This window comes from Enterobacter cloacae complex sp. ECNIH7, from assembly GCF_002208095.1.
In the GTDB taxonomy this organism is placed as follows: Bacteria; Pseudomonadota; Gammaproteobacteria; order Enterobacterales; family Enterobacteriaceae; genus Enterobacter; species Enterobacter cloacae_M.
Genome location: NZ_CP017990.1, coordinates 4,139,130 through 4,157,144, shown reverse-complemented (window position 1 = coordinate 4,157,144; position 18,015 = coordinate 4,139,130). Strand labels below are relative to the sequence as shown.

Below are 18,015 nucleotides of genomic sequence, written 5' to 3'. Positions count from 1 at the left end.
GTCTATGGATGTGGAAGAAATTGTGGCCCTTAGTGTAAAGCATAACGTCTCCGATCTACACCTGTGCAGTGATTCGCCACCGCGCTGGCGCAGATTAGGTCGGCTTGAGCCTGCGCCTTTTCCGCCTCCCGATGTCGGAGCGTTATTGAAAGCGTGGCTCAACGATGAGCAGCAGGGGATCTGGTGGGCAAAGGGGCAGGTGGATTTTGCCGCGACGGTAACGGGAGGCCAGCGGCTGCGCGGCAGTGCCTTTAAGCAGATGAGAGGTGTCTCTGTTACGCTGCGGCTGCTGCCGCGTAGCTGCCCACAGCTCTCTTCGCTGGGCGCGCCGCGGGCGATCCCGGAACTGTTGTCCAATGACGCCGGGCTGATTCTGGTCACGGGGGCGACCGGCAGCGGCAAATCCACTACGCTGGCGGCGATGGTCGATTTTCTCAACCACCATGCTGACGGCCATATCCTGACGCTTGAAGATCCGGTGGAGTTTATCTACCAGAGCGAACGTTGTCTGATCCAGCAGCGGGAGATAGGCCAGCACAGCCCGTCATTTGCTGAAGCGCTGCGCAGCGCCTTACGCCAGGATCCGGACGTTATTTTGCTGGGGGAGCTGCGCGACAGCGAAACGATCCGCCTGGCGCTGACGGCGGCGGAAACCGGACACCTGGTACTGGCGACGCTGCATACGCGCGGGGCATCGCAGGCGATTGAACGGCTGGTCGATACGTTCCCGGCGCAGGAGAAAGATCCTGTGCGTAACCAGCTGGCCGGCAGCCTGCGGGCGGTGCTGGCGCAGAGGCTGCTTCCCGATCTGCAGGGCGGGCGCGTCGCGTTGTATGAACTGCTGGTGAACACTGCGGCGGCGGCGAATTTGATTCGTGAAGGGAAAACGTGGCAACTGCCCGGGATCATTCAAACCGGTCAGCAGGCAGGAATGCAGAACTTTGACCAGAGCCTGGCGGAGAGACGGGCGCAGGGCCGGCTGTAGGCCCCCGTGCTTAAAAGCCCTGCTCGAAATAGCTTTCGAGGATAATCACGGCAGAAGCGGAGTCCACGCTGCCCTTGTTGAGCGCACGGAAGCCGCCGTGCTCAAACAGGCCGGCACGCGCTTCGACGGTGCTGAGACGCTCGTCGTGAAGCTTTACGGAGACGCCAAAGCGGCCATGGATTTTATTGGCGAACTTACGCGCCCGGGCGGTAAGCGGCTGTTCTGTGCCGTCCATGTTCAGCGGGAGCCCAACAATCACGTCATCCGGCTGCCACTCTTTAAGCAGACGTTCGATAAGATTCCAGTCTGGCGTGCCGTCATTGGCCTTCAGGGCCGTAAGCGGACGCGCGGTACCGGTGATACGCTGACCCACGGCGACGCCAATGCTTTTGGTACCAAAATCGAAGGCCAGAAGCGTTCCGCTCATCAGGCGTGCCCCGCTACGCCAGGCATGGTCAGGATATCAATGCCAATCAGCTTCGCCGCGTCGCGCCAGCGATCGGCGATAGGGGTTTTAAACAGGATATTCATGTCCGCTGGCGCGGTAAGCCAGGCGTTATCGAGGATCTCTTGCTCAAGCTGGCCTTTCTCCCACGACGAATAGCCCAGCGCCACCAGCACTTCAGAAGGCTGCTCTGCGGTGCCCAGCGTTTCAAGCACGTCGCGCGAGGTCGTGATAACGGTGTTATCCGAAATTCGAATGCTTGAAGAGAATACCGGCGGCGTATGCAGGATAAAGCCGCGATCTTCTGCAAGAGGTCCACCCAGCATCACCGGTTTATCAAGCCGGATTTCCGGCAGTCGCGCTTCAGCCGGTATTTTCAGCTTGTCCAGAATTCCTTCAACCTGAAGATTTTCCAGTGGTTTATTGATGATAATACCCATCGCGCCGTCTTCATTGTATTCACAAATATAAACCACGGCGCGGCGAAAAATCGGATCCTGGAGAGCAGGCATGGCAATAAGAAAGTGATGCTGTAAATTCATTGTCAGAGGTACTGTTTCCTGGTTTAAAAAGCGACAGCGCCCAGTATGGGGACAAACTCAGGCGCTGTCACTAATAGTATTGTTAGGTTATTTTTGTAAACGTTTTTCGATAGCGTCCATCAGCATTCCGGTGATCGAAATCGGGAATTCCGCTTCAATTTCACGAATGCAGGTCGGGCTGGTGACGTTCACTTCGGTCAGACGATCGCCGATGATATCCAGACCGACGAAGATCAGGCCTTTGGCTTTCAGCGTTGGGCCAACGCGGCGGGCAATTTCCCAGTCGCTTTCGGTCAGCGGGCGCGGCTCACCGCGGCCACCGGCTGCCAGGTTCCCACGAGTTTCGCCACCCTGCGGGATACGCGCCAGGCAGTAAGGAACCGGTTCGCCATCTACCACCAGAACGCGTTTATCGCCGTCTTTAATCGCCGGAATATAGTTCTGCGCCATGCAGTAACGCGTGCCCAGTTCGGTCAGCGTTTCGGCAATCACGCCAATGTTCGGGTCGCTCTCCTTAACGCGGAAAATCGACGCGCCGCCCATGCCGTCCAGCGGCTTCATGATGATATCACCGTGCTTCTGCCAGAATTCCTTCAGCTGCGCTTTGCTGCGGGTCACCAGGGTTTCCGGCGTCAGGTCAGAGAACCAGGCGGTGTAGAGCTTCTCGTTGCAGTCGCGCAGGCTCTGCGGCTTGTTGACGATCAGCGTGCCTTTCTCTTCTGCACGCTCAAGGATGTAGGTGCTGTAAATGTATTCGGTGTCGAACGGCGGATCTTTACGCATCAGGATGACGTTGAGATCGGCCAGGGCAATATCCTGCTCGGTGCCGAACTCGTACCATTTGTCGTAGTTCTGCTCGACGTTAACGATGCGGGTGCGGGCGCGAGCTTCACCGTTGATCAGGTAAAGATCGTTCATCTCCATATAGTGGAGTTCATAGCCGCGACGCTGCGCTTCCAGCAGCATGGCGAAGCTGGAATCTTTCTTGATGTTAATGTTTGCGATGGGGTCCATCACGATGCCGAGCTTGATCATGTTCTTCTCCGTTAATGCTTCAACCCAGATCGCCAAACCGTACCTGTAGCGCGGTAATGGCCGTGAGTGCCGTTGTCTCAGTGCGCAGAACGCGAGGTCCCAACAGAATATCAGTAAACTGGTAACGTGCCGTCATCGCAATTTCGTCCGCCGACAGGCCGCCTTCGGGGCCAATCAGCAGGCGTACGCGCTCAACGGGCAGGGGCAGCGTATTGATGCTGGCGCTGGCGCGCGGATGAAGATTGAGCTTCAGCCCGCTTTCCTCTTCTGCACACCAGTCCTCCAGATCCATCGCCGGGCGGATCTCCGGAATACGGTTGCGGCCACTCTGTTCGCAAGCCGCAATGGCGATTTTCTGCCACTGCTGGATCTTTTTGTTCAGACGTTCCGCATCCAGTTTAACGCCGCAGCGCTCAGAAAAAAGTGGCGTAATGAGGCTTACACCCAGTTCAATGGATTTCTGTATGGTGAACTCCATTTTCTCGCCGCGCGACATCACCTGGCCCAGATGGATGTGCAGCGGTGATTCCCGATCATCCACTTCGCCACGCAGGACGTTAACGTGTACGCTTTTTTTATCAGACCGCGTGATTTCCGCGTCGAAAACCTGGTTCGAGCCGTCGAACAGCTGTATTGCCTGGCCTGCGCCCATGCGCAGCACGCGGCCAACGTGGTTGGCGGCGTCATCAGACAAGGCGATTTCGCGGCCTGCGGTAATCAGTTCAGGATGGTAAATGCGGGGAATGCGCATAGTCAGAAATTCCATGTGTCATGCGATATAAGCGAATTGCCGTAGTGTAGGTTAGCTCTTTTGCGCCTGGCAAGCCCGCTGGACGTAAGGGTTGTGATTCCCCTGGACTCTGGCGATACGTTCGTCGCGCTGGCATTCCCACTCCGTCACCGGGTACTGCTTGTCCCAGGCGTTGAACAGCTGCGTCTGCTGGCGGGAGAGGTTGAGGTCGTAACGGTCACGCATATAGAAGTAGGTGCGGGCAATGCTGCCGCGCGCGCGGGCAGGGGGCTCGGCGACTTTCTCTTTAAAATCAACCTTCATACCGCACTGGCCGTACTGGCCTTCGCCACCGTTCCACTGGCTGTACATGAAATTACCCCGGTCGCCGTTCACTTCACCTACGGCAGGCTGCAGGTTATGCATATCGCTTTCCATCTGGCGATAAATCGGATCTTTGGCGCAGTTTTTTCGTCCGCCATCCTGCCAGCACTGGCGCTGGTGGCCAAACTGCCAGGCCGGAACGACATGTTCCCATTCAATGCGGCTGGCGCGGTTTTCGTTTTTACGCACCTTATAGCCGCAGGACTCAAGGTCAACGACCCCTTTTTTACCCTGCCAGTTAATTTTACAGCCGCAGTAGAAATCGCCCGGCACATCGGCGTTTACCTTCACGCCTGCTGCCTTGGCCTGGGAAAAACTGTTGATACCGTCGGCCAGAGCATGGCCTGAGAGCGCCGTCGTCAGAAAGGCGACCGCGAGAGAAAAATTACGGGACATCTTACACTCCGTGTCAAAACGAGCCCGCAACGTAACGAATGTTGTTCCCGTATGCAATCAGTCAGATCAGGAAAGTTCCTGAAAGTTCGGATGATTATTCCGCAACCAGCGGCTCGCCGCATTTGACGCAGCGGTAGGTCGCCTCGCCGCGCACCACGCGATTATGGCGGCGGACGGTAAGCTGGTGCTGCTGACACTGGCAGCGGTAGGGGAAGGTATTGCGGCGCACCGATTCCAGCTCGAACTGATGGGTGCGGCGTGCCGGAACGCCGAGCACCGCTTCCATCATCCACTTCCACTCCTTGCCGTGGGGCGCGACGCGTCCGAAGTGTTTCCACACCAGCAGATGCGCCAGCTCGTGCGGTACCACTTCCTCGATAAACGCCTGCTGGTTTTCCATCATCAGCACCGGGTTAAGGCGGATCTCATACGGCTCGAGCCAGGCGGTACCCGCCGCGGTTCCGCGCTGCTGATAAACGATCTTAGGTTCAGGGTAATTACGGCCGAGCTTCAGGTTTGCCTGGGCGAGTTTTTCCCGCAGGCAGCGCATAACGGCTTGCTGAAGGGCGATGGGGAGACGGGGTGCTTTCATAGGGGCAGAGCATAAAGCGCGAAGCGGGGAGGCGCAAGAGGCGCCTCCCGCGTGAGGATCAGTCGTGGGCGCCGATTTCGCGCAGCGGACGACCTTTCATCAGGTTACGTTCAATATGTTCCAGAGAAACGTGTTTGGTTTCTGGAACCAGCCAGATTGTCAGCACAATAAAGAAGATATTCAGACCGGCGTAGACCCAGAAGGTGTTCGCGTTGCCCAGGGTATTGAGCATGGTCAGGAACGTTGCTCCGACGATCATGTTGGCAATCCAGTTGGTTGCGGTAGAGCAGGTGATACCAAAATCACGCCCTTTCAGCGGCTGGATCTCAGAGCACAGCACCCAAATCAGCGGGCCAGCGCTCATCGCAAACCCGACGATAAACATCAGCAGCATGCCGACCGCAAAGTACTGGGCGGTTGGTGAGTGAATGCCTACATGCATCATGGTACCGAGGACACCCATACCGGCAGCCATCACCAGGAAGCCCAGCGTCAGCGTTGGCTTACGTCCCCAGCGGTCCACCAGACCGATGGCGATAAAGGTCGCCAGCACGTTGGTCAGACCCACGATGACGGTCCCCCACATTTGTTCGGTGGTGTTGGTATAGCCCGCCAGCTCAAAGATTTTTGGCGCGTAATACATGATGACGTTCATCCCGGTGAACTGCTGCATCACCTGAAGCAATACGCCAAGGAACACCGCGCGGCGGAAGTTGCTGTTCTCTTTAAACAGCGCCCAGCCGGACTGTTTGACCTTCAGACTTTCGCGGATCTCTTCCAGCTCGTTTTTCGCTTCGGCGCTGGTATCGCGCAGGCGCATCAGCACGCGTTCGGCATCGTGGAATCGACGTTTGGCGGCGAACCAGCGCGGGCTGTCCGGCAGGAAGAAGACGCCAATCAGCAGCAGAATGGCCGGGATGATGATCACGCCGAGCATCCAGCGCCATGCGCCGCTGTAGCTAAACGCGGTATCGGAAAGGTACGCGCCCAAAATACCGATGGTGATCATGAGCTGGTACATCGAAATCATACTGCCGCGGATTTTCTCCGGCGCGATTTCAGACAGGTAAAGCGGGGCGGTATAGGACGCCACGCCCACGGCCAGGCCGAGCAGCACGCGGGAAACCAGCAGGACCTCAACGTTAGGCGCAGCGGCAGAGAAGAGTGAACCGGCAACGAACAGGATCGCGCCGATCATCAGGCTCTTTTTACGCCCGAGCTTGAAGGAGAGCCAGCCGCTGCCGACGGCACCCACTGCGGCGCCAAACATCATGGAGCTGACCACCCACTCCTGGGTGTGAGCGCTGATCTGGAACTCGTCAGTAATGAAAGGTAATGCACCGGCAATGACGCCGATATCCAGGCCAAAAAGTAATCCTGCCAGGGCGGCGAGGAAACAGACGAAGAATGTCATCGCCTTGTTGGACGTACGCCCCTGTTTTTTATTGTCAGGCATTATGCCCTCCAGTTGGGTTATCAGTTTTATTGATGTAAAGGGTAGGTGAGTGACCCGTAAAAATATGTGAGATTAATCACATAGGTGTAATCGGTTACACTAAGGTGCAACCGTAAAAATAATTAAAGCATTGAAAATATAGAGGTAAACGAGGTGATATGCATCGCGAAAGAACACATTTCAGACTTAACTGAAAGGAGATGTAACAGCAGAAGAAAGGCGATCATGCAAAGAGAATATTCTGAAAGCGAGACGCATCCGGTGCGGTGTAATCGGTTCCATATGTGCGCCTTTGCGGCGTCACCCGACAAAAAAAGGCCAGCCCGAAGGCTGGCCTTTTATCACGCAGATGTCAGTCGATTACTTCAGACCGGCAGCTTCACGCAGCAGGGCGGCTTTGTCGGTTTTTTCCCATGGGAAATGTTCACGACCAAAGTGACCGTATGCAGCGGTTTCTTTGTAGATTGGGTGCAGCAGATCCAGCATCTGAATCAGGCCGTATGGACGCAGGTCGAAGAACTCGCGCACCAGCAGAGTCAGCTGTTCTGAAGGCACTTTCTCGGTACCAAAGGTTTCAACCATGATGGAGGTTGGCTCAGCCACGCCGATCGCGTAGGAAACCTGGATCTCACAGCGGTCAGCCAGGCCGGCAGCAACGATGTTTTTCGCCACATAACGCGCCGCGTACGCCGCAGAACGGTCAACTTTAGACGGATCTTTACCGGAGAACGCACCGCCACCGTGGCGCGCCATGCCGCCGTAGGTATCAACGATGATTTTACGACCGGTCAGGCCGCAGTCACCCATTGGGCCACCGATAACGAAGCGTCCGGTTGGGTTGATGAAGAATTTGGTCGCAGAGCTCAGCCATTCGGTCGGCAGAACCGGCTTGATGATCTCTTCCATCACTGCTTCCTGCAGAGATTTCTGATCGATTTCTTCGGAGTGCTGGGTAGACAGAACGACCGCGTCAATACCGACGATTTTGCCGTCGTCGTACTGGAAGGTGACCTGGCTTTTCGCATCAGGGCGCAGCCACGGCAGAGTGCCGTTTTTACGCACTTCAGCCTGACGCTGCACCAGACGGTGTGCGTAGGTGACCGGTGCTGGCATCAGCACGTCGGTTTCGTTGGTTGCATAGCCGAACATCAGGCCCTGGTCGCCCGCGCCCTGTTCCAGCGGATCGGCACGGTCAACGCCCTGGTTGATGTCCGGAGACTGTTTGCCAATCGCGCTCAGAACCGCGCAGGAGTTGGCATCAAAGCCCATATCAGAATGCACATAGCCGATCTCACGCACCGTATTACGGGTGATCTCTTCGATATCAACCCATGCGCTGGTGGTGATCTCACCGCCAACCAGAACCATGCCGGTTTTGACATAGGTTTCGCACGCTACGCGCGCTTTTGGATCCTGCGCCAGGATCGCATCCAGCACCGCATCGGAGATTTGGTCAGCAATTTTATCAGGATGTCCTTCTGATACGGACTCGGACGTAAACAGGTGTTTTGCCATGTTTTATTTCACCTAAGAGGAATTTGGTTAGCTCAAGCTGCTGTGTGGAATAGCCAAAGGAGATAATTCTACCAAGGCCTGCAGGTTTTTGACACTGGCAGTATGAGTGTTAATCAGTATAGATGGATTAACATCTGGATGGCTATTTTAGGTCACTTCTTCGCCCGATTTCCAGTTTTTTTTGACTAACCTCTCACTCAGTTGAAATTGCGGCTGGCAATAATTCCTGACGGCCCCGGCAACACGCACATTTATCTTTTGCTTTTTACCCCTGTTCTCGGTATAAAACGCGGCGCGCGGCTCATATAAAATAAGCGCTCGATGAACTCATCGTGTCGCCACTTCCAGCCGGGTTAAGCAGTGTACTTTTAGCTTTGGCTTGGGGGCCGTTTCAGCAGAGGCGGCCGTGGAGGTGATACGAGATAATGAACCATCGTTTTCCGCTAATTCAGCGCAGCCGTTCTGGCGCGCATTTGATTCCCGCAACCCGCATTTCTAGTCTGCAAACCTGCCGATGTTATACCCATCTCGGCGCTTCTCAGGATTCCAGGGCCGGTCACGCTTTGTGAAAACTGAACAAGGGCGCTCTTGTTAATACAAGAGTTTTCTCGTGGTTTCGCCGAACCTTCTCATACAGAGTTCGGATACGTGTTTTACAATGATATGAATAAGAAACCGGTCGCACGGTCTGGATTTCAGCATACTCTGCTGGGAAACGGAGCCGTTTATGGGTTGTTATCGCCGTATAACGCTGCGATAGTAGTCAACTGTTTTACACTTAATACAAAGAGTTGAGGTTCGCTATGTCTGACGACATGTCTTCTTTTTCGCCTTCGTCAGCGGGCGAACAGGGTGTACTACGTTCTATGCAGGAGGTTGCGATGAGCTCCGAGGAAGCCAGCAAGATGCTGCGCACTTACAATATTGCCTGGTGGGGCAATAACTACTACGACGTCAACGAACTGGGCCACATCAGCGTCTGCCCGGATCCGGACGTCCCTGAAGCGCGCGTGGATCTCGCGAAACTGGTGAAAGCCCGTGAGGCTCAGGGCCAGCGTTTGCCTGCACTGTTCTGCTTCCCGCAGATCCTGCAACATCGCCTGCGTTCTATTAACGCCGCGTTCAAGCGCGCGCGTGAGTCCTACGGCTATAAAGGCGACTATTTCCTGGTTTACCCGATCAAGGTGAACCAGCACCGCCGCGTGATTGAATCCCTGATCCATTCCGGCGAGCCGCTGGGCCTGGAAGCAGGATCCAAAGCGGAGCTGATGGCGGTTCTGGCGCATGCGGGCATGACCCGTTCAGTGATCGTCTGTAACGGCTATAAAGATCGTGAATACATTCGTCTGGCGCTGATTGGCGAAAAGATGGGCCACAAGGTCTATCTGGTCATCGAAAAGATGACCGAAATCGCCATCGTGCTGGAAGAGGCCGAACGTCTGAACGTGGTGCCGCGCCTTGGCGTGCGTGCGCGTCTGGCGTCACAAGGTTCCGGTAAATGGCAGTCCTCCGGCGGCGAGAAATCCAAGTTCGGCCTGGCGGCAAACCAGGTGCTGCAGCTGGTGGAAATCCTGCGCGAGCGCGGTCGTCTGGACAGCATTCAGCTGCTGCACTTCCACCTCGGCTCGCAGATGGCCAATATTCGCGACATCGCCACCGGCGTGCGTGAATCCGCGCGTTTCTACGTTGAGCTGCACAAGCTCGGCGTGAATATTCAGTGTTTCGACGTGGGCGGCGGCCTGGGCGTGGACTACGAAGGGACCCGCTCGCAGTCTGACTGTTCCGTGAACTACGGCCTGAACGAATACGCGAACAACATCATCTGGGCGATCGGCGATGCCTGTGAAGAGAACGGCCTGCCGCACCCGACGGTGATCACCGAATCTGGTCGCGCGGTGACCGCGCACCATACGGTGCTGGTCTCTAACATCATCGGCGTTGAGCGTAGCGAAATCTCCGAGGCAACGCCTCCGGCAGACGATGCCCCGCGTTCCCTGCAAAGCATGTGGGAAACCTGGCAGGAAATGCACGAGCCGGGCACGCGTCGTTCCCTGCGCGAATGGCTGCACGACAGCCAGATGGACCTGCACGATATTCACGTGGGTTATTCTTCAGGCACCTTCAGCCTGCAGGAGCGCGCGTGGGCGGAGCAGCTCTACCTGAACATGTGCCATGAAGTGCAGAAACAGCTCGACCCGAGCAACCGCGCGCACCGTCCGATTATCGACGAGCTGCAGGAGCGTATGGCGGACAAGATCTACGTCAACTTCTCGCTGTTCCAGTCGATGCCGGATGCCTGGGGTATCGACCAGCTGTTCCCGGTTCTGCCGCTGGAAGGGCTGAACCATGCCCCGGAACGCCGTGCGGTGCTGCTGGACATCACCTGTGACTCCGACGGCGCCATCGACCACTACGTCGACGGCGACGGTATCGCAACGACGATGCCAATGCCGGAATACGACCCGGAGAACCCGCCGATGCTGGGCTTCTTTATGGTCGGCGCGTATCAGGAGATCCTCGGCAACATGCACAACCTGTTCGGTGATACCGAAGCGGTGGACGTGTTTGTCTTCCCTGACGGCAACGTGGAAATCGAGCTGTCCGATGAAGGGGATACCGTGGCGGACATGCTGGAATACGTTCAGCTGGATCCGAAAAAACTGCTCACCCAGTTCCGCGACCAGGTCAAAAATACCGGGCTGGACGATGCGCTCCAGCAGCAGTTCCTGGAAGAGTTTGAAGCGGGTCTGTACGGGTATACCTACCTGGAAGACGAGTAGGAAAACCTCCCTCTCCCTGTGTGAGAGGGGCGGGGTGAGGGCATCAGACCGCTAAGTCGCTGATGCCCGGTGGCGCTGCGCTTACCTAGCCTACGAACGTAGGCCGGATAAGGCGAAGCCGTCATCGGGCAGAATGCTATACTCACTTGAACCCGTATGCATTACCGGCGATAATTCGCCCCAATAAGCGATTTACGAATCAATCCCTTCCTCGTCGGGTTTAACGACGCGGAGGGGATTTTTTTTCATCTGTTTTTAATGTATCGACTTTAAAAGAGGTCAGGACATGAGCACTTTAGGTCATCAGTACGATAACTCTCTGGTATCTAACGCCTTTGGTTTTTTACGCCTTCCGATGAACTTCCAGCCGTACGACAGCGACGCTGACTGGGTGATCACCGGCGTGCCGTTCGATATGGCAACATCTGGCCGCGCGGGTGGTCGTCACGGCCCGGCAGCGATCCGTCAGGTTTCCACTAACCTGGCCTGGGAGCATAACCGCTTCCCGTGGAACTTCGACATGCGCGAGCGCCTGAACGTGGTGGACTGCGGTGACCTGGTGTACGCCTTCGGCGACGCGCGTGAGATGAGCGAGAAGCTGCAGGCGCACGCCGAGAAGCTGCTGGCTGCCGGTAAGCGCATGCTCTCCTTCGGCGGCGACCACTTCGTGACCCTGCCGCTGCTGCGCGCCCACGCGAAGCACTTCGGTAAAATGGCGCTGGTGCACTTCGATGCGCATACCGACACCTACGCGAACGGCTGCGAGTTCGACCACGGCACAATGTTCTTCACCGCGCCGAACGAAGGTCTGATCGACCCGAACCACTCGGTGCAGATCGGTATTCGTACCGAGTTCGACAAAGACAACGGTTTCACCGTGCTGGATGCGGGCCAGGTTAACGATCGCGGCGTCGACGACATCATCGCTCAGGTGAAGCAGATCGTGGGTGATATGCCCGTGTATCTGACCTTCGACATCGACTGTCTGGATCCGGCATTTGCACCGGGCACCGGTACACCGGTCATCGGCGGTTTGACCTCAGATCGTGCCATTAAGCTGGTGCGCGGCCTGAAGGATCTGAACATTGTCGGGATGGACGTGGTGGAAGTGGCGCCTGCGTACGACCAGTCCGAGATCACCGCGCTGGCCGCAGCGACTCTGGCGCTGGAAATGCTCTACATTCAGGCAGCCAAAAAAGGCGAATAAGCCTCGCCTTGCGTGAAAAAAAACCTCTCTACTGAGAGGTTTTTTATTGCCTTCAGAACACGTTAAACGGGTATTCCACGTAAGCGCGGATCTCGTCCCCGCCCACGTTGTACTCGCTGGCGTTGCAGGAGACGCGCAGGACGGAGTAGCGCAGTTTCAGCTTCAGATCCTTCGCCGGACCATCCTGCACCTGGTACTGGATCTGGTTAAACCACTCGTGCTCTTTGCCGTTGCTGGTTTCAGAGGTTTTGATGTTATCGCCGCGCACGTAGGCGGTGGTCCAGCTCAGGCCCGGTAAGCCAAGGCCGGCAAAGTCCAGATCGTAGGATGCCTGCCAGGAACGTTCATCTTCGCCGTTAAAATCAGACCAGTAGGAGTTCGCCAGCCAGATGGTGTTACCGCCGTCACCCACGCCGCCCTTGTCGCGATAGCCGCCGTAGTTGTAGCCGGTGCTGCCGCTGCTCTGCTGGTACGCCACTTTGAACGTGTGAATGTCCCAGATGTAGCTCGCCGCCAGGCTCCAGATGGTGTTGCTGCGGCCCGTGTCGAGGCTGTCCGCGTAACCCTGGTCCAGACGGGAGTTATAGCCGTTGAAGTCGAGTACCAGCTGCTGCCCGGTGCTGAACGGCTGTTTGAAGTTCATGCCCAGGTACTGCTTGTTCATTACCTCTTCATTATGAGAGGCGTACAGCGCGCCGCTGAACTGGTCGTTAAACTGATAGCTCGCACCGCCGAAGGAGAGGCTCTTCAGCCCGCTGTCGTGGCGGTCATCGCTTTTACGCTGCTCGTCGGTGAAGTAACCAGCGTTGACTTCCAGACCGTCGATCTCTTTTGAGGTCAGCATGGTGCCGGTATAGCTTTCAAACAGCAGGCGGGAGCTGTCGGCATTCACGATGGGCAGCTCAGGGCGCTGATTCCCGTAGCTCAGTACGGTATTCGAGATGCGCATTTTGGCGGTGGCGCCAAACTTTGCCAGATCGGATTTTGCCCGGCCGTCATCTTCCTGCTTAAAGAAGTCGATGCCGCCCGCGCCGCTCTTGCCACGGCCGCCGTCCAGGCGCACGCCGTATTGAGCAATACCGTCCACGCCAAAGCCCACCAGCCCTTCGGTATAGCCGGATGCAAACGTGGCAATGATCCCCTGACCCCACTCGGCTTTGTCCTGCTGGCCCTGATGGTAATCGCGGCTGATATACGCATTGCGTAAAAACAGGTCCAGATGGCTGTCGTCAATAAAACCCTGGCTGTCGGATTGCTGGCTTGCAGCGGCAGGTAATGCGGCAAATAAGCTTAAAGCAATTAATGATAATTCTTTTTTCACGGAGGGAACGTCTCTGTCTGAATATAGTAATTTGAATAACTGCGGGCGTGATAATTACCGGAAAAAGAGACCTTTGCAATAATTATGTGACCAGACATTTCAATGCGATAGGGCAGATTTGGCGGGGCTTTCAGGGGGGGTATCGATACGTGCTGTTAAGTTAACAATTCATGCGAAATAAAAGGAGGCAAAATTGCCTCCTTCTGAAATTATTTAATTCCGTCTGCGGCCATACGGTCGCGAATATGCTGTGCGCGTTCTTCTGAGGCAGGGTGATCGTCAAACATGGAGCTTTGGCGTCCGGCTTCCAGCTTGGCCAGTTTTTCGAAGCTGGTGGCTAAGCCTGATGGATTAATGCCGCGTTTGCGCAACAGATCGTATGAGTAGTCATCCGCCTCGGACTCCTGACGCTGTGAGAACTGAGAGTTAACCAGCTTTTCACCCACGTCGCCAAGCTGTGACTGCGACAGGCTGCCAACGATACCGCCCGCTGAGGCCGCCGCTGCGCGGATGGCATTGGTGCCCAGGGCAACCTGCATCCCTTTCTTCACGTGGCCCAGGGCAACGTGGCCCATTTCGTGGCCGATCACTGCTTCCACTTCGTTGTCGGTCATCATGTCCATCAGTCCGCTATAGACGCGGATACAGCCGTTCGCCATCGCGAAGGCGTTCACGTCTTTCGCCATGTACACCTTGTAGTTCACCGGCTGGCCGTTGATGTTGTCGCCCAGCGCGGAAGCAATCTTATTCAGACGCTGCGTGTAGGTACTGTTAGCCGGCGCAAGCGTGGCTTTTCCGTCCATATCTTTACAGGCCTGGTCGCTCAGCGCTTTCACCTGCGCATCGCTCAGGGAATAGGCCTGAAAGGCCTCTGCGCCTGACGTCATCAGACCGTTAGAATCCATATTCTGACAGCCGCTCAGCAGGAGCGTTGTACCCAGGGCCAGCACTATTGCACGCATTTTCATGAGGTTGCTTCCGTACTCGTTAAACTGAATAAAATCCGAAAAGGGCACCGTCAGCGAAGCCGGTGTCGGGCTAAGTATAAGGAATATCTGCAGGGCCGGGCGAGCAGATTGCGCAACATGCGAGCATGATCCAGAGATTTCTTAACAAGCAAAAGAATGCTCCATGTACATGACTTGCGGCTTGGGTTACATTGTTGGCACTTTTTTCCGGCGTAGCCCAAAACGCGCTGTCGTCAAGGGCATGGCCTTTAACAGTCCGATCTGGAGTTAAAATGTCCTCACGTAAAGAGCTTGCTAATGCTATTCGTGCGCTGAGCATGGACGCAGTACAGAAAGCCAAATCCGGCCACCCAGGGGCTCCTATGGGTATGGCTGATATCGCCGAAGTCCTGTGGCGTGATTTCCTGAACCACAACCCGCAGAACCCGTCATGGGCTGACCGCGACCGCTTCGTGCTGTCCAACGGCCACGGCTCAATGCTGATCTATAGCCTGCTGCACCTCACCGGCTACGATCTGCCAATTGAAGAGCTGAAAAACTTCCGTCAGCTGCACTCCAAAACTCCAGGTCACCCGGAAGTGGGTTACACCGCTGGCGTAGAAACCACCACCGGCCCGCTGGGTCAGGGTATTGCTAACGCTGTGGGTATGGCGATTGCCGAGAAGACGCTGGCGGCGCAGTTCAACCGTCCTGGTCACGACATCGTAGACCACTTCACCTACGCGTTCATGGGCGACGGCTGCATGATGGAAGGCATTTCTCACGAAGTGTGCTCCCTGGCAGGTACCCTGAAGCTGGGCAAACTGGTTGCGTTCTATGACGACAACGGTATCTCCATCGACGGTCACGTTGAAGGCTGGTTCACCGACGACACCGCAGCACGTTTCGAAGCCTACGGCTGGCACGTAGTGCGTGGCGTTGATGGTCACGATGCTGACTCGATTAAACGTGCAGTGGAAGAAGCGCGCGCGGTGACGGACAAACCGTCCCTGCTGATGTGCAAAACCATCATCGGCTTCGGCTCCCCGAACAAAGCGGGTACTCACGACTCCCACGGCGCGCCATTGGGTGATGCGGAAATCGCACTGACCCGCGAAGCGCTGGGCTGGAAACACCCTGCATTCGAAATCCCATCTGAGATCTACGCTCAGTGGGATGCAAAAGAAGTAGGCCAGGCGAAAGAAGCGGCCTGGAACGAGAAATTCGCTGCCTATGCGAAAGCGTTCCCGCAGGAAGCGGCTGAATTCACCCGTCGTATGAAAGGTGAAATGCCGTCTGACTTCGACGCGAAAGCCAACGAATTCATCGCTAAGCTGCAGGCGAACCCGTCTAAAATCGCGAGCCGTAAAGCGTCTCAGAATGCGATTGAAGCGTTCGGCCCATGGCTTCCAGAATTCCTGGGCGGCTCCGCTGACCTGGCGCCATCTAACCTGACCCTGTGGTCTGGTTCTAAGCCAATCAACGAAGATACTGCCGGTAACTACATCCATTACGGTGTACGTGAATTCGGTATGACCGCGATTGCCAACGGTATCTCCCTGCACGGTGGTTTCCTGCCGTACACCTCTACCTTCCTGATGTTCGTTGAATACGCACGTAACGCCGTGCGTATGGCCGCGCTGATGAAACAGCGTCAGGTGATGGTCTACACCCACGACTCCATCGGTCTGGGTGAAGATGGTCCAACTCACCAGCCGGTAGAGCAGGTGGCTTCCCTGCGCGTGACCCCGAACATGAGCACATGGCGTCCATGTGACCAGGTTGAATCCGCGGTGGCGTGGAAATACGGCGTTGAGCGTCAGGACGGTCCAACCGCGCTGATCCTCTCCCGTCAGAACCTGGCACAGCAGGAGCGTACTCCAGAGCAGCTGGCGAACATCGCTCGCGGTGGTTACGTGCTGAAAGATTGCGCGGGTCAGCCGGAGCTGATCTTCATCGCCACCGGTTCTGAAGTTGAACTGGCGGTTGCAGCGTGGGAAAAACTGACTGCCGAAGGCGTGAAAGCGCGCGTGGTTTCCATGCCGTCTACCGACGCGTTCGACAAGCAGGATGCCGCTTACCGTGAATCCGTGCTGCCTAAAGCGGTTTCCGCTCGCGTGGCAGTGGAAGCGGGTATCGCTGACTACTGGTTCAAATACGTGGGCCTGAACGGTGCCATCGTCGGTATGACCACCTTCGGTGAATCTGCTCCTGCAGAACAGCTGTTCGAAGAGTTCGGCTTCACCGTTGAGAACGTTGTCGCGAAAGCGAAAGAACTGCTGTAATCGTTTGTAGGGTGCGGGCTGATGCCCTCACCCGAGCCCTCTCCCACGGGAGAGGGTGCAAACACTAAAAAACGGTAACCTCTCGGTTACCGTTTTGCTTTTACCTTGCCGCCATTATTCCACTTAAAATGTGACGCAAGTCATATAGCGCGCTTATTCATCTGGACAGACATTCCTTTTATTCCCCGATTCGCTTATTCTTGCTGAAGCGTTTCAGTCGATTAAATGTTCGACAATTGACCAATCAATCGCAGTTTGTGACAGCAAGGATTCCCCTTCGGGCGTGGCTGGATTACTCTTTCAGCCACCTCAAACTCAGGGATTGCTTTGCAGGAGATCTATGACCGTACGCGTAGCGATTAATGGCTTCGGTCGCATCGGACGTAACGTGGTTCGTGCTTTATATGAATCCGGACGTCGGGCGGAAATAACCGTGGTGGCAATCAATGAACTGGCGGATGCTACGGGCATGGCGCATTTATTGAAATATGACACCAGCCACGGACGCTTTGCCTGGGACGTACGCCAGGAAAGAGAACAGCTGTTTGTGGGTGACGACGCTATTCGCGTGCTGCATGAGAACAGCATCTCCGGGCTACCCTGGCGTGAACTGGGTGTGGATGTGGTGCTGGACTGTACCGGCGTGTACGGCAACCGCGAACATGGCGAAGCGCATCTTGCAGCAGGCGCGAAAAAAGTCCTGTTTTCTCATCCCGGCAGTAACGACCTCGACGCGACCGTCGTGTTTGGCGTCAACCAGCATGAGCTGCAGGCCGAACACCGCATTGTTTCCAACGCCTCCTGTACCACTAACTGCATTATTCCGGTCATCAAACTGTTAGACGATGCGTATGGCATTGAATCCGGCACTGTGACCACAATTCACTCCGCCATGCACGATCAGCAGGTGATTGACGCCTACCACCCGGATTTACGGCGCACTCGCGCGGCGAGCCAGTCAATCATTCCGGTGGATACGAAACTGGCGGCAGGGATCACCCGTATTTTTCCGCAGTTTAATGACCGGTTTGAAGCGATTGCCGTGCGTGTCCCGACGATTAACGTCACCGCAATCGATCTTAGCGTGACGGTGAAAAAACCGGTAAAAGCCTGTGAAGTCAACCTGTTGCTGCAAAAAGCGGCACAGGGGGCATTTCATGGTATAGTTGACTATACGGAATTACCGTTGGTCTCAGTAGATTTTAACCACGACCCGCACAGCGCCATCGTCGATGGCACGCAAACGAGGGTCAGTGGCGCGCACCTTATCAAGACGCTGGTCTGGTGTGATAACGAATGGGGCTTTGCTAACCGAATGCTCGACACCACGTTAGCAATGGCCGCTCAAGGTTTCAGGTAAGACGCATTGTGCGTCTGCAAAACTTTAAGAATCAA

The 18,015-nt window shown here is 56.0% G+C and carries 17 protein-coding genes; 7 read left to right on the top strand and 10 right to left on the bottom strand.

Features of this window, described 5'->3' with window-relative positions; all coding sequences use genetic code 11:
* Window positions 1-4 precede the first annotated feature (4 nt).
* The gene (locus WM95_RS20535) at window positions 5-985 is read left to right on the top strand and encodes a type IV pilus twitching motility protein PilT (RefSeq protein WP_047743817.1); all 981 of its coding nucleotides are present in this window, start codon (window positions 5-7) and stop codon (window positions 983-985) included.
* A 10-nt stretch (window positions 986-995) separates the two neighbouring features.
* On the opposite strand, the gene ruvX is transcribed toward WM95_RS20535, so the two are convergent.
* The 8 genes from ruvX to metK all read right to left on the bottom strand — a co-directional run bounded on the left by ruvX (window position 996) and on the right by metK (window position 8,080).
* On the bottom strand, window positions 996-1,412 hold the full coding sequence (ruvX, locus tag WM95_RS20530) for a Holliday junction resolvase RuvX (RefSeq protein WP_021242076.1): 417 nt from the start codon (window positions 1,410-1,412) through the stop codon (window positions 996-998).
* Window positions 1,412-1,972 (bottom strand): YqgE/AlgH family protein, encoded by a 561-nt coding sequence (locus WM95_RS20525; protein ID WP_008499752.1) that lies wholly within the window; start codon window positions 1,970-1,972, stop codon window positions 1,412-1,414. The genes ruvX and WM95_RS20525 overlap by 1 nt, the downstream gene beginning before the upstream one ends.
* 87 nt (window positions 1,973-2,059) lie before the next feature.
* Window positions 2,060-3,007 (bottom strand): glutathione synthase, encoded by a 948-nt coding sequence (gene gshB / locus WM95_RS20520; RefSeq protein WP_029739222.1) that lies wholly within the window; start codon window positions 3,005-3,007, stop codon window positions 2,060-2,062.
* 19 nt (window positions 3,008-3,026) lie between these two features.
* Entirely contained in the window at window positions 3,027-3,758 is a 732-nt protein-coding gene (gene rsmE / locus WM95_RS20515; protein ID WP_023309126.1) for a 16S rRNA (uracil(1498)-N(3))-methyltransferase, read from the bottom strand.
* 51 nt (window positions 3,759-3,809) lie between these two features.
* Window positions 3,810-4,517: a deoxyribonuclease I gene (endA, locus tag WM95_RS20510; protein WP_063409118.1), complete on the bottom strand. Its 708-nt coding sequence runs from the start codon at window positions 4,515-4,517 to the stop codon at window positions 3,810-3,812.
* Between the two features lie 94 nt (window positions 4,518-4,611).
* Window positions 4,612-5,109: a SprT family zinc-dependent metalloprotease gene (locus WM95_RS20505; protein ID WP_045888327.1), complete on the bottom strand. Its 498-nt coding sequence runs from the start codon at window positions 5,107-5,109 to the stop codon at window positions 4,612-4,614.
* 58 nt (window positions 5,110-5,167) lie between these two features.
* Window positions 5,168-6,565, bottom strand: a complete 1,398-nt coding sequence (gene galP / locus WM95_RS20500; protein WP_023309123.1) for a galactose/proton symporter — start codon at window positions 6,563-6,565, stop codon at window positions 5,168-5,170.
* A gap of 360 nt (window positions 6,566-6,925) precedes the next feature.
* Window positions 6,926-8,080: a methionine adenosyltransferase gene (gene metK / locus WM95_RS20495; protein ID WP_014885184.1), complete on the bottom strand. Its 1,155-nt coding sequence runs from the start codon at window positions 8,078-8,080 to the stop codon at window positions 6,926-6,928.
* Window positions 8,081-8,505: 425 nt separating this feature from the next.
* On the opposite strand from metK, the gene WM95_RS27920 reads away from it, so the two are divergent.
* The 4 genes from WM95_RS27920 (at window position 8,506) to speB (ending at window position 12,067) form a co-directional block, all read left to right on the top strand.
* Window positions 8,506-8,649, top strand: coding sequence for a hypothetical protein (locus WM95_RS27920; RefSeq protein ID WP_418250466.1), 144 nt, complete (start codon window positions 8,506-8,508; stop codon window positions 8,647-8,649).
* Between the two features lie 94 nt (window positions 8,650-8,743).
* Entirely contained in the window at window positions 8,744-8,875 is a 132-nt protein-coding gene (gene yqgB, locus WM95_RS20485; protein WP_127312443.1) for an acid stress response protein YqgB, read from the top strand.
* Window positions 8,876-8,883: 8 nt separating this feature from the next.
* A complete protein-coding gene (gene speA / locus WM95_RS20480) occupies window positions 8,884-10,860 on the top strand; it encodes a biosynthetic arginine decarboxylase (protein WP_023309121.1) in 1,977 nt (658 codons plus the stop codon).
* Window positions 10,861-11,146: 286 nt separating this feature from the next.
* Window positions 11,147-12,067, top strand: a complete 921-nt coding sequence (gene speB / locus WM95_RS20475; RefSeq protein WP_014071686.1) for an agmatinase — start codon at window positions 11,147-11,149, stop codon at window positions 12,065-12,067.
* Window positions 12,068-12,119: 52 nt separating this feature from the next.
* Here speB and WM95_RS20470 read toward each other — a convergent pair whose 3' ends face one another.
* Together WM95_RS20470 and WM95_RS20465 are read right to left on the bottom strand one after the other, a co-directional pair.
* Window positions 12,120-13,388, bottom strand: a complete 1,269-nt coding sequence (locus tag WM95_RS20470; protein WP_063409119.1) for an OprD family outer membrane porin — start codon at window positions 13,386-13,388, stop codon at window positions 12,120-12,122.
* Window positions 13,389-13,597: 209 nt separating this feature from the next.
* A complete protein-coding gene (locus tag WM95_RS20465; protein WP_021242066.1) occupies window positions 13,598-14,356 on the bottom strand; it encodes a M48 family metallopeptidase in 759 nt (252 codons plus the stop codon).
* A gap of 272 nt (window positions 14,357-14,628) precedes the next feature.
* On the opposite strand from WM95_RS20465, the gene tkt reads away from it, so the two are divergent.
* Together tkt and epd are read left to right on the top strand one after the other, a co-directional pair.
* A complete protein-coding gene (gene tkt, locus WM95_RS20460) occupies window positions 14,629-16,620 on the top strand; it encodes a transketolase (RefSeq protein WP_023309118.1) in 1,992 nt (663 codons plus the stop codon).
* 340 nt (window positions 16,621-16,960) lie between these two features.
* Window positions 16,961-17,980 (top strand): erythrose-4-phosphate dehydrogenase, encoded by a 1,020-nt coding sequence (epd, locus tag WM95_RS20455; RefSeq protein WP_039262970.1) that lies wholly within the window; start codon window positions 16,961-16,963, stop codon window positions 17,978-17,980.
* Window positions 17,981-18,015 lie beyond the last annotated feature (35 nt).

Excerpts from the sequence above, each read along its gene's own strand:
- WM95_RS20535 (WP_047743817.1), top strand. The coding sequence starts at position 5 with ATGGATGTGGAAGAAATTGTGGCCCTTAGTGTAAAGCATAACGTCTCC.
- ruvX (WP_021242076.1), bottom strand. The coding sequence starts at position 1,412 with ATGAGCGGAACGCTTCTGGCCTTCGATTTTGGTACCAAAAGCATTGGC.
- WM95_RS20525 (WP_008499752.1), bottom strand. The coding sequence starts at position 1,972 with ATGAATTTACAGCATCACTTTCTTATTGCCATGCCTGCTCTCCAGGAT.
- gshB (WP_029739222.1), bottom strand. The coding sequence starts at position 3,007 with ATGATCAAGCTCGGCATCGTGATGGACCCCATCGCAAACATTAACATC.
- rsmE (WP_023309126.1), bottom strand. The coding sequence starts at position 3,758 with ATGCGCATTCCCCGCATTTACCATCCTGAACTGATTACCGCAGGCCGC.
- endA (WP_063409118.1), bottom strand. The coding sequence starts at position 4,517 with ATGTCCCGTAATTTTTCTCTCGCGGTCGCCTTTCTGACGACGGCGCTC.
- WM95_RS20505 (WP_045888327.1), bottom strand. The coding sequence starts at position 5,109 with ATGAAAGCACCCCGTCTCCCCATCGCCCTTCAGCAAGCCGTTATGCGC.
- galP (WP_023309123.1), bottom strand. The coding sequence starts at position 6,565 with ATGCCTGACAATAAAAAACAGGGGCGTACGTCCAACAAGGCGATGACA.
- metK (WP_014885184.1), bottom strand. The coding sequence starts at position 8,080 with ATGGCAAAACACCTGTTTACGTCCGAGTCCGTATCAGAAGGACATCCT.
- WM95_RS27920 (WP_418250466.1), top strand. The coding sequence starts at position 8,506 with ATGAACCATCGTTTTCCGCTAATTCAGCGCAGCCGTTCTGGCGCGCAT.
- yqgB (WP_127312443.1), top strand. The coding sequence starts at position 8,744 with ATGAATAAGAAACCGGTCGCACGGTCTGGATTTCAGCATACTCTGCTG.
- speA (WP_023309121.1), top strand. The coding sequence starts at position 8,884 with ATGTCTGACGACATGTCTTCTTTTTCGCCTTCGTCAGCGGGCGAACAG.
- speB (WP_014071686.1), top strand. The coding sequence starts at position 11,147 with ATGAGCACTTTAGGTCATCAGTACGATAACTCTCTGGTATCTAACGCC.
- WM95_RS20465 (WP_021242066.1), bottom strand. The coding sequence starts at position 14,356 with ATGAAAATGCGTGCAATAGTGCTGGCCCTGGGTACAACGCTCCTGCTG.
- tkt (WP_023309118.1), top strand. The coding sequence starts at position 14,629 with ATGTCCTCACGTAAAGAGCTTGCTAATGCTATTCGTGCGCTGAGCATG.
- epd (WP_039262970.1), top strand. The coding sequence starts at position 16,961 with ATGACCGTACGCGTAGCGATTAATGGCTTCGGTCGCATCGGACGTAAC.